Origin of the sequence: Brachybacterium sp. AOP3-A1-3 (assembly GCF_052378285.1) — a bacterium.
Classification (GTDB): Bacteria; Actinomycetota; Actinomycetes; order Actinomycetales; family Dermabacteraceae; genus Brachybacterium.
In genome coordinates this window covers 624,949-636,046 of record NZ_JBQSXM010000001.1, presented here as the reverse complement: position 1 = coordinate 636,046, position 11,098 = coordinate 624,949, and the positions used below count along the sequence as shown (strand labels likewise).

General features: G+C 67.3%; 9 protein-coding genes. 4 read left to right on the top strand and 5 right to left on the bottom strand.

Features of this window, described 5'->3' with window-relative positions; genetic code table 11:
• Positions 1-165: 165 nt before the first annotated feature.
• From ACT3T5_RS02780 to ACT3T5_RS02760, 5 genes are all read right to left on the bottom strand, one after another.
• On the bottom strand, positions 166-2,271 hold the full coding sequence (locus tag ACT3T5_RS02780; protein ID WP_444593568.1) for a beta-galactosidase: 2,106 nt from the start codon (positions 2,269-2,271) through the stop codon (positions 166-168).
• Positions 2,272-2,402: 131 nt separating this feature from the next.
• Positions 2,403-3,311, bottom strand: coding sequence for a carbohydrate ABC transporter permease (locus ACT3T5_RS02775; protein WP_444593567.1), 909 nt, complete (start codon positions 3,309-3,311; stop codon positions 2,403-2,405).
• The gene (locus tag ACT3T5_RS02770; protein ID WP_444593566.1) at positions 3,308-4,291 is read right to left on the bottom strand and encodes a carbohydrate ABC transporter permease; all 984 of its coding nucleotides are present in this window, start codon (positions 4,289-4,291) and stop codon (positions 3,308-3,310) included. Before ACT3T5_RS02770 ends, ACT3T5_RS02775 begins: the two co-directional genes overlap by 4 nt.
• 3 nt (positions 4,292-4,294) lie before the next feature.
• On the bottom strand, positions 4,295-5,698 hold the full coding sequence (locus ACT3T5_RS02765) for an ABC transporter substrate-binding protein (protein WP_444593565.1): 1,404 nt from the start codon (positions 5,696-5,698) through the stop codon (positions 4,295-4,297).
• 115 nt (positions 5,699-5,813) lie between these two features.
• Positions 5,814-6,875 (bottom strand): LacI family DNA-binding transcriptional regulator, encoded by a 1,062-nt coding sequence (locus ACT3T5_RS02760; protein ID WP_444593564.1) that lies wholly within the window; start codon positions 6,873-6,875, stop codon positions 5,814-5,816.
• A gap of 170 nt (positions 6,876-7,045) precedes the next feature.
• Between ACT3T5_RS02760 and ACT3T5_RS02755 the strand changes: the two genes are divergently transcribed.
• From ACT3T5_RS02755 to ACT3T5_RS02740, 4 genes are all read left to right on the top strand, one after another.
• Positions 7,046-8,029, top strand: coding sequence for a hypothetical protein (locus tag ACT3T5_RS02755; RefSeq protein ID WP_444593563.1), 984 nt, complete (start codon positions 7,046-7,048; stop codon positions 8,027-8,029).
• A 7-nt stretch (positions 8,030-8,036) separates the two neighbouring features.
• Entirely contained in the window at positions 8,037-9,473 is a 1,437-nt protein-coding gene (locus ACT3T5_RS02750) for a hypothetical protein (protein ID WP_444593562.1), read from the top strand.
• A gap of 156 nt (positions 9,474-9,629) precedes the next feature.
• Positions 9,630-9,959: a hypothetical protein gene (locus ACT3T5_RS02745; RefSeq protein WP_444593561.1), complete on the top strand. Its 330-nt coding sequence runs from the start codon at positions 9,630-9,632 to the stop codon at positions 9,957-9,959.
• Positions 9,960-9,997: 38 nt separating this feature from the next.
• Positions 9,998-11,023 carry a hypothetical protein gene (locus tag ACT3T5_RS02740; RefSeq protein ID WP_444593560.1) on the top strand — a complete coding sequence of 342 codons (1,026 nt, stop codon included), beginning with the start codon at positions 9,998-10,000 and terminating at the stop codon, positions 11,021-11,023.
• The last annotated feature ends 75 nt before the right edge of the window (positions 11,024-11,098 follow it).

The window sequence follows — 11,098 nt, the reverse complement described above, 5'->3', positions numbered from 1 at the left end:
GCCTAAACGTGCGGCAGTCCCGTCGCGGCTGCAGCACTATTCGGGGCCATCTGAGCCAGACGTACAGGGTGGTGTCTGCTCTGGTCACTGTGGTCGAGGCATTGCCACTTCGCACCGACACCAGAGGTACGGGGCACGACCGATGCCCCGTACCTCTGGGTGGTGTCAGTTGCTTTGGACCATCACCCGTACATCCCATGGACCAGTCTCCACCTCGGCACCCTTCGCCAGCTCTTCTCCGCTGAGGACGTCGGTAGCCGCCCCGGGCAACACGAAAACACTCGGCTCCCACGACCAGTTGTGGACCACGTGCACCCGTTCTCCTGCGCCGTTCGTCGAGGTGGAGACCGTCTGCGACTCCGTGTCTCGTGTCCACGCGGGAGCTCCCGCGCCGACCTCCACAGCCCACTCCATGAGCGCCGCTGACGTGGCGGGATCCGGCACCGTCCCCACATACGTGACGCGCCCGGCACCGGCCTCACGCGTGCTGATCGCGGGCCAGCGCCCGTAATGCGGGTGCTCGTAGCGGGCCAGCACCGTCGTGGCCTCGTCGGTGGTCTGCAGCCCGTCGGCCCACAACGTGCCGGCGGCCCCAGCCGGCAAATCGAAGCCCTCGGCAGGCCCGTCGGCCACGAGCGGCAACGGCGCCCGCAGGTTGCTGAACTCGTCATACCAGACCCCCGCCGCGTCATCGAGCAGCGCCGGCTTCCGCTCGAGTCGAGCCCGGGCTTCCTGGTCCTCGTACCCGGTGCGGATGCCGACCACCAGGTGCCCGCCGGCCTCCGCGTACTCGCGCAGCCACATGAGATCCTCGTCGGTCGCGATCGTGAATGCCGCCGCGACCAGCACTGGGCGCTTCGCCGCGAACTCCGCCGGCGTCTGCTCGCGCAGCTGCGCCATGTGCACGGCGTTCGACTGCAGCCCGGCCTCGAACACCCCACGGGAGTAGGCCTCGTACACGGTCTGATAGGAGCGATGATCCGGGTCGCCGTCCTTGGCGAGCGCCGGGAACTCTCCGAGCGACCACTTGCTGGCGTTGTCGAACAGCAGCGCCACGTCCGCATGCGGGGTGAGGCCCGTGACGGCGGAGCCGGCTGCCTTCAGCTCCTCACCGATCTGGGCGAGCTCGCGGTACACGCGGCCCGGCTCCTGGCTGTGGGGGATCACGCCGCCCCAGTAGGTCTCGGCGCCGGCGTGCAGGGTGTGCCAGTGCCAGTACTCGATCATCGCGGCGCCGCGGGAGATGAGAGCCCAGGCGGCCTGGCGCCACTGCCCGTCGTACGCGGGCTCGTTCATCCAGGACATTCCGATCGCCTGGGCGTTGGTCTCGGTGACCAGGAACGGTGCCTGCTTCGTGCCGTACATCCGATCCGCGTGCGTGAACAGGGACCACACCCCGGTGGTGGTCCAGAACTGGGCGTCCTGGGTGGTGTTGGGCAGCTCGAAGGAATCCTGCATCTGGTAGTAGGGATTGCCGGCGGTGACGTCGAGGTCTTTGGCGACCGCGTGCTCATCGAGCGTCGGCCGGTCGTAGGAGATGCAGGTCGTCACGAACTGATCCTCGCGGGAGTACTCGCGCACCACCTCGGCCTGCCAGCTGATGAACCCCGTGGTGATGCTCGCCTGGAAGCGGCGCCAGGCGAGTGTGTACTGCGGCTGGGCGTTGGCGTCGGGGCGCCAGAGATCCGCCCAGTCGCTGAGGCGGTGGGACCAGTAGGTGAGGCCCCATTCGCGGTTGAGATCCTCGACGCTGCCGTAGGTGCGGCGCAGGTGGTCCACGAACTTCTGGAACACCTGGTCGTTCGCGAAGATCTCGTTGCCCGGTTCGTTGTCGACCTGGTAGCCGATCACCGCGGGGTGGTCCGCGTACCGCGCGATGATCTTGCGGATCAGGCGCTCGGCGTGGAACAGGAACGCCGGGTGGGCGTAGTTGATCTCCTGCCGCACGCCCCAGCCCATCCGCTGCCCGGTGGTGCGCTCCACGTTGATCTCCGGCACCTGCCGAGCCAGCCACATCGGGGCGGCGTAGGTGGGGGTGCCGAGGATGACGGCGATGCCGTTCTCGTGCGCGGCGTCGAGCACAGGGGCGAGCCACTCGAGATCGAAGACGCCATCCTCCGGCTCCCAGGTGGACCACACGGATTCGCCCACGCGGATCACCGTGAAGCCGGCCTCGCGCATCTGGCGCATGTCGGTCTCGAGCCGGGGAGTGGGCTGGTACTCGTGGTAGTACGCGGCACCGAAGAGCACGTGGTCGGGAAGCTGGGTCATGAGGGGTCCTTTCGGGAGCGGGTCAGGAGGATCGAGTGGGTGGGCACGGACAGGGCGACACGGGTTCGATTCCCGTTGGGGGAATGGGCGGGAGGGCCGACGGGCGAGCGCACCACTCGTCGGCCCGACATTCACCCCTTCACCGCCCCGGCCACGAGCCCTTCGAGCAGCTGCTTCCGCAGCAGGATGAACACGAGGATCGTGGGGATCGAGGCGAGGACAGCGCCGGCGAGCACGAGGTCATAGCTGCGGTTCTCGGAGGCGTAGAGGACGTTCAGCCCAAGCGGAAGGGTGTACTGCTGGGAGTTGGAGATGATCACCAGCGGCCACATGAAGCTGTTGTAGCTCTGCAGGAAGCTCCACACCGCGAGCGCCCCGAGGGAGGGGCGCAGCAGCGGCAGCACCACCCGGCGGAAGGTGCCGAACTCGCTGGAGCCGTCGATGCGGGCCGATTCCAGCAGCTCGTCCGGAATGGCCTGCACGATGAACTGCTGCATCATGAAGATGCCGAACGCCGGGGCCACCCACGGCACGATCAGCGCGAACCACGGGTTCGCCAGGCCGCTCTTCACCACCAGGATGAACAGCGGGATCAGGATCACCGCGAAGGGGATCGACAGCGAGCTGAACATGATCGCGAACAGGATCCGCTTGCCGCGGAAGCGGAACTTCGCGAAGCCGTAGCCGGCCATCGCGCACACGAACACGGAGACCACCGTCGCGATCACGGAGGTGCCGATGCTGATCGCGAACCACGACCAGAACGGCTGCGTAGTCAGGAGGTTCTGATAGTTCTCGAGCGTTGCCGGGTCGGGGATCAGACTGGGCGGCGTCGCGAAGATATCGCCGCGCTGCTTGAATGAGCCGCTGAGTGCCCACAGCATCGGCAGGATGAACACGACGAGCAGGGCGATCAGCGTGAGATAGAGCAGCCCGCGACGCACGCGGGCCGGACCGTCGGGTCCTCGGCGTCGGCCGCCGGTCGATGGTGCCGGCGGGGCGGTTGCGGTGCTGGTGCTGGTCGTGTCGATGGTGCTCATGAGTCCCTCCCGATGCCGAGGAGCCGGTTCAGGCCCTGGCTGACTGCGAAGACGATGGCGAACAGGACCACTCCCGCGGCGGCGGCGTAGCCGAATTGCTGGCGTTCGAAGGCGGCGCGGTAGATGAACATCGCGACCGAGATGGTCGCTTCGCCGGGGCCTCCCTTGGTGAGCAGGTACGGCTCGTCGAACAGCTGGGCGGCGCCGATGAACGAGGTGACGATGACGAACGCGGAGATCGGCTTGATCCCGGGGACAGTGACCGCGAAGAACGTGCGCCAGCGCCCGGCACCGTCCAGGGCTGCCGCCTCGTACTGCTCGGAGGGGACGTTCTGGAGTGCGGCGAGGAAGAAGATCGTCAGGTAGCCGACGGTCCTCCACAGGAGCACGAAGCCGATCGCGCCCTTGGCGATCGTCGGGTCCCCGAGCCAGTCCACGTGCGGCAGCCCGAAGAGCGCGTCGAGCGTGGAGTTCAGCAGGCCGTAGTCGCGGTCAAAGATGAGGCTGTAGATCAGGGCGATCACGATCGGGGACAGGACCATCGGCACGAAGAAGGCCACCCGGAACAGGTCTCGGAACTTCAGCCCCTTCGTGTTCAGGGCCTGGGCGATGAGCAGCGCGCAGGGCACCACCACCAGCACGGCGATCAGCGTGTAGATGAGCGAGTTGACCAGCGCGGTCGCGAAGCTCGAGTCCGTCGCGAGGTTCACATAGTTCCGGATCCCGATGAACTCGGGTGCGCCCAGACCGACCCACTCGGTGAGGCTGAGGTAGATCGCCGCACCGATCGGGATGATCATGAAGAACACGTACAGGATGTAGAACGGGGCGATGAACGCGTAGGGAGCGGCGCCGCCTCGCAGTGACTGACGGCGTCGGCCGGCGGGCCGTGTCTGTCCCGGCGCGGAGCGAGGTCGCCCGGGAGCCGGTGGCGGGGTCCTGATGACGGTGGATGTGGTGGGGGAGTCTGAGGTGGTCATCTGTCAGCCCTTCGCTTGGCCGCGGAAGTCGTCGGTGGCGTCAGCGAGCGCCTGGGCAGGGCTCACGTCACCCTTGAAGGCGCGCAGCACCTGCCCGGACAGCACGGTGTTCATGATCGAGGTGTCGGCGCTCTGGTGGACCTCGGGCACGTCGTCGATGACGTCGCGGAAGATCTCGAAGAGCTTCTGGCCGCCGAAGTACTCGTTCTCCAGCGAGAGCAGCTCCGGCTCGTCATAGACCGAGCGGAGCGTGGGGAGGTAGCCCATGTCCTTGTAGCGCTTCACCTGCTGGGCGGGATCGAGGTAGGTGCTCACCACGAGGTTCCGCGCCGCGTCTGAGGCCGGCTTGTCCCGTAGGGCTGCGAACCCGGTGCCGCCGCCGACGCCCGCCCGATGCCCGCCGCCTTCGAAGACCGGCACGGCGGAGACTCGCCACTGGCCCGAATGCTCGGGGACGTTGGGCTGGATGCCGTAGCTGGAATACCAGGACGGCATGTTGACCGCGAGGATCTTCCCGGACTTCAACCCGCTCTGGATGCTCGGGCCGTACATGTCCGCCACCGTGGCGAGGAAGCCGCTCTGCACGCCGTCCACGAGGAACGCGAGGGTCTCCTCGGCCTCCGGGGTCTGCAGCGTGGGGTTGCCGTCGGCGTCGAAGAGGTCGCCTCCGCGCTGGAGCAGATGGATGTGGAAGCACTGCACGGTCCCGCCGGGGTCGTTCACGGCGATGGCGCCGAGGGAGAGCTGGTCGGTCTCGGCCAGCTTGCGGCCCACTTCGGCGTAGTTCTCCCAGGTGCCGAACTCCGGGTCGATGCCGAGTCGGTCGAACTCGTCGGCCCGGTGATAGAGCACGGTGACCGGGGTGTCAGAGTCCAGGGCGTAGAGCGCGCCGTCCTTGCTGAACGGCGTGAGTCGGGCGGCGATCAGGTCATCCTTGAACGGCTCGACATCAGCGGTCAGGTCGGCCAAAAGCTCAGAGGTGATGTCCCCTCGCAGCATGCGGGCAAAGGCGCCGATCTCGAGGCCCGCGACATCCGGGGTACCGGTGCCGGCGACCGCCTGGGCGATCAGCTTGGTGACGAGGTCCGAGGCGTCGCTCTTGGTGATCGTGACGTCGTAGGTGAAGTCCGAGTTCTCCTCGGCCAGAGGGATCGCCTCGGTGAAGAACGTGATGTACCCGTCGTCGTGGGTCCACAGGGCGAGGGGGACGTCTCCGGAGTCGATCGGGGCGCCGGAGCTGCTGCTTCCGCAGGCGCTGAGCCCGCCGGCGAGGCCGACACTGGCTGTGAGGGCAGCGCCGGTGCGCAGCAGATCACGGCGGCGCAGGCCGCCGGGTACCGGTGGGGGAGCGGGCGGGCCGGATACAGCCCGCCGGAAGGGTGGGTTCGTCCATCGTGGATGGGTCATGTGGTGCACTCCTGACTGCGCTGTCATATGGGGGTACAGGTCGCCGCCGTGGGGTGGGGGCGGGTGTCGTGCGCCGGCACCAGCTCCGCGGGTGGGGAGTGGTGACGGACAGGGGTTACCGGTTGTCGGTGGCCCCGGCGTGGGACGGAGGTGCGGTCGTTGCTCGGTTCACAAGCGTGAGCGGCACCAGAAGGAGGGCGTCCGGCGGCGTGGCGCCGTCGATCGTCCGGATGAGCGCGTTCATGCCGCGATGTGCGGCGAGGGAGAATTCCTGACGCAGCGTGGTGAGCGGCGTGGGCAGGAACTCGGAGACGTCGATGTCGTCGAAGCCGACGACGCTGATGTCAGAGGGGACGCTGAGGCCGCGGGCGGTGATGGCGGAGACGGCGCCGATCGCCATCTGGTCGTTCGCGACGAAGACTGCGGTGGGGATGGCGGGTGAGTTCAGCAGCTGCGCCATCGCCTCGAAGCCGCTGCGGGGGGACCAATCGCCGGCGACCACCTCGGGGATCTCGGCGCCGTGCTCGCGGAGCGCCGACGCCCACCCGACCTGTCGCAGCTGGCTGGAGATCCAGGCGCTCGGGCCGGCGATGTGGTGCACGGTCCGGTGGCCGAGAGTCAGTAGATGCTCGGTGGCGAGGCGTCCGCCGGACTCCTCGTCCGCGCCGACCACGAGCTCATCGTCACGGGCCGTGAGGCCGCGCGCCCCGAGGGTCAGCACGGCGACGTCGGCGCGGATCTGCAGAGGAGAGCCTTCGAGCTGCTTCGGCTCGGAGAGCACGATCCCCTCGACGCCCTCGTTCAGCAGGATGTCCACCGCGGACTGGATCTCGTCGCGGTCGGTCGAATCGGTGCGGTGGACGCTGAGCGAGTAGCCGTCCGCCCGTGCGACGGACTCGAGCGCCGCCAGCGCAGACGTCGGGCCGTGGAACGCCGTGCCCAGCGCGACCACTCCGATCCGGCGAGTTCGGCGGGTGACCAGCGAACGCGCTGCGGCGTTGGGCCGGAAATCGAGCTCCTTGATGGAGTTCTGCACCCGCAGGCGCACTTCCTCCCGGACGTACGGCTCGCCGTTCACCACGCGCGAGACCGTCTTCTGGGAGACCTGGGCATGCGCGGCGACGTCCGTCATCGAGACGGCACGGCGTGCTGGACGGGGTGATGCTTTGCGCGGCACGGGCACCTCCCTTGGCGGTCGTCGACGCTGTTGGGATGGGAGCGTAGGCCGAGTGTGACTGCGTAGTCAATGGGTGCGCACGTGTAGCCCGGATGTCTCCCGCCGCGGATATCCTCTGAACAGCAGATTTCGCGCGTGAGAAGAGGGCTTCAGTGAGGAGTGAACCGTCGATGGCGGGCAAGGCTTCAGAAGGCGCCGGCAAGGCAATTAAGGGCATCGGGAAGGCCGCGCGCGGTGCGTCATCGCAGATCCTCGAGACGGCGGGAACCCTCAAGGACGCCACCAAGGACAAGGCTGGGTCACTCACCGCCAAGAAGTCCGATCCTTACGAGGAAGCCGTCGCTGAGTACAACGCCATCTACACCGAGATGAGCGACAAGGGGATCACCCTCCTGCGCCTGCGTGAACGGTCGACGGACCTCATTGGCCACATCGAGCTGCTCGTGAACAGCGTCGCGAACACCCCGAAGTCATTCGCCACCGACTTCGCGCAGATCGACCACCACCGTGCGCAGTTCCAGGCTGCTGAGGAGTTCGCCCGCAAGGACCTGGAGGCTGCGCGGGCGTCCGCGGTAGGGGCGGGGGCCGGGTTTACGGCAGGCGCCGCCGTAGCGAGCATGGCCCCGACCGCGGCGCTGTGGGCCGCGACCACCTTCGGGACAGCGTCGACCGGCACCGCGATCTCGACCCTCTCCGGTGCTGCGGCATCGAACGCCGCGCTCGCATGGATCGGCGGTGGCACCCTTGCCGCCGGCGGCGGCGGTACCGCCGCGGGCACCGCCCTGCTCGCAATGGCCGGCCCGATCGGCTGGACGGTGGCCGGGGCGTCGCTTCTGGCCTCGGTGGCGCTCTATGCGCGGAAGACGTTCGAGAGCCGAGAGACGAAACATGAGGCGCTGCTCGCGGTGAAGCGGAACATCGCTCAGGTTGCAGCAACAGATGCCGAGATCGGTGTTCTGGTGGAGCGAACAGCATCGCTCCGCGAGCATCTGACCGAAAGCTTCGGAGAAGGGATGGTCCTCTTCGGCAAGGACTTCCTTGGATTCACGGACTCCGAGAGGTCGAGGATTGTCGCGCTGGTGAACAACACGCTGGCGTGCGCAGCTCTCCTCAGCACTCGCATCGAACAGGGCGATGATGGCGACGAGTCCTGATAAGGCGGTGCGTAGCACCCAGGAGCAGGCGGTCGCCGCGTGGATCACCCATGTGAATCAGGTCAGGCTGGATGGTCTGCTCCGTGCGTTCCGCCAGCAGGACGTGCACCTCGCCGATGCGCTGGCAAATATAGATGCGGCGCTGGGCACGATCGATCTGGACGTCATCGCCACTAACCGCGGTGGGGTGAAGGGCATGCACGGTTTCATCGCCGAGGTCGCGGAAGTGGGCGTGGGCAATGCACGAGCGCGCATTCTCGGCGGTGAGTCGATCTACCAGTGGGTCAACGACAACGGGCCAGTGGACCTGCAGCGCACCGGGGTGGACATCCAGCAGAAGTTCGTCGCCGCCGGCGGCCGTCTCGGGCTGGGTGCCGTCGCGGAGCACCTGCAGAAGTACCCGGACTTTCTCAAGGATGGCGGGAAGTACCAGATCCCCGCAGACCACTTCGAGAGGATTCGAAACCTGTACGAGATGTCGGCCGAGGACGCGGGGAAGCTGACGCGCTCGGGTGATGGGCCATCCTTCAGGGACTGGCAGCGCGTGCAGACTTTCTTCGGCGAGGGGTCAGTCAGCATCGACGCTATGGAACCCTCCCACTTGGAGTACCACGAAGTGCAGCGGGGAGCCTACGGTTCAACGCTGGCTGCGGAGAAGGAGTCGCTCCGCTCCACCGACGAGTCCTTGCGACATGACGCGTACGTCGAACACCGACCGTCCCTGCAGGAAGGCGCAGAGGCGACGATGGTCGCGGCAACGATCGAGAGTGGCACGGCCTTCATCCTCGCGGTGTCCTCGAAGCGACGCGAGGGGAAGTCGCTCCGTGAGTTCACCGCAGAGGACTGGAACGATGTCGCTGGCGCGACGGGCTTCGGCGCCTTCACGGGCGGAGTGCGAGGCGCCAGCATCTACGCGCTCACGAACTTCACCGCGACCCCCGCAGCCGTTGCAAGCTCCATCGTCACTGCAGGATTCGGGATCGCGGCACAGGCGAACAAGCTGCGCTCCGGCGAGATCGATGAGCAGGAGTTCATCGAGAACGCTGAGCTCGTCTCCCTGGAAGCTGCGGTCAGCGCGCTGTCCTCGTTCGCAGGGCAGGCACTCATCCCCGTCCCTGTGCTGGGCGCGGTCATCGGGAACACCGTCGGAACCCTCGTCTTCTCATCGGTCACCGGGGCGCTTAACGCATGGGAAGCCGAGATGCTCATGCGTCATCTCGCGGAGCAGCACGAGCTCGACGAACATCTGGCCGCCGAGCACCGCGAACTGCTGGATCTTCTCGAGACGAGCATGCCGCGGTACCTCGATGCACTGGATCTGGCCTTCTCGCCGGACCCAGAGATCGCTCTCGCGGGCTCTGTGGAACTCGCCCTGCAGCTGGGAGTGGAACCGGATTCTGTCCTGGACACGAACGAGAAGGCGCTGTCGTACTTCCTCGACTGATCACCTCGTTCTCTCCACATGCGGCCATCAGCATCACCTCAGTTCGTCCGAGATAAGCATCAGGATCTTGCATGCAGGACCGGGCTCCGGCGCCCGGCAGTCGAGCAACGCAGCCCGAACCTCGATCGTGCCGAATCCCTCCCCGATCCTGCCTTCATGTCAGCTCCCGAGGTGACCCGTCCAGCCGCACAGGCCGAGTCCCCGGCTGCCGACCGAGCGCAGCAAGGAACACTCTCCACAGTGCTCGGCAGGTGGCGCGAGGCGGGGGAGCTCCACGAGGACGACGCCGACCTGAATACCCCCGCCCTCAACCTGCGCCTCGCAGACGCTGGCGTGCTCGTCGGCAAACCGGGGGAGTGGGAGCCGACGCGGCTCGCCGAAGTGCTGGGCGTGCTGGAGGTCGAGCGCAGCACGTACACCTCTTTGGAGTACACGCCGCAGATGCAGGAGTTGCTGTTGGGGCTGTATCGGAACGGGCGGCTCTGACGTCCGATCGATGACAACTGACCAGTAGTCTGGATCACATGAGCAGAGCACCCTCCATGTGCGGCCGGGCCCGCAGACAGCTTCATCGCACCTCCATGGCAGTCGGCATCATCCTTCTGGTGATCACCGCCGTGCTCTGTGCCCTGCCGCTGATCTTCGCCCAGACGGCAGGCGGTGCGCTCGCCGGCATGGGGACGCTCCTGTTCTTCACGTCCCTCCTGTGGATCGTGGGGCTCGTCCTTCTGATCGTCGCCGTCCTGGGGGAGCTCAAGGCGCGGAAGATCAACCGTGAGGACTGGGCGACTGCCACTGCCCTGGCCGCACATGCCGATCAGCTCCTCGCCCAGCCGCGCGCGAACGCCTACACCTCCGGCGCGGTGATCCGGCTCGACCCGCGGCGCGTGCTCGAGGTGGAGCGCCACTTCGACGAGAAGACCGCCGGGGAGGCTCGGGGCACGCTGATGCATCAGTTCAGCATGTTCGGCCAGTCGTTCGGCTTCGGCTATGCCGCGGGGGACCGTACTGCCGTGAACAACTCCGTCCACTCCGGCGCGATCCGGGGGATGTCCGACGTGCACCTCTCCCTGGACTCGACAACCCGGCACGACCTCATGGGGGACGCCCTGTTCGCCCTGTTCGAGACCGTCGACCAGAGCGGATCACCGGACACTCTCCGCGTGACCGCCCTGTCCAACGGCGCGGTGCACGAGTGGATCCATGCGCTCGTGGCCCAGACCGCGCAGCGCTTCGGAATGGACACGCACTCGGGCGTGACGGTGCAGGGCTACGCCGGGAACCTCGCCTCCCACTTCGGACCGGCAGACGTCTCCTACCTCTCGGATCGTCTCCACCTGGCCCTCGCGCAGGACAAGCGCGGCGAGCATGCGCCGGAGATCCTCGTGGACGGGGTGGCCTCCGGCCGCGGGGCGATCGTCGCGACCAGCGCCCGCATCGGCGGCGCCGACGACCTGCGAATCTTTCCCACTGCTTTCCCGGCCATGTGGGGTGAGAGCGTGGGCGGGGCGCTCGCTGCGGCTGTCCCACCCAAGGAGATCGCTCGCTGAGTTCCCGGGCCCCGGCGTTCTTCTGCGAGAGCGCGTGGCCCACCCTGAGGTCCCCGAGCTCGCCAAGCGGCGCGA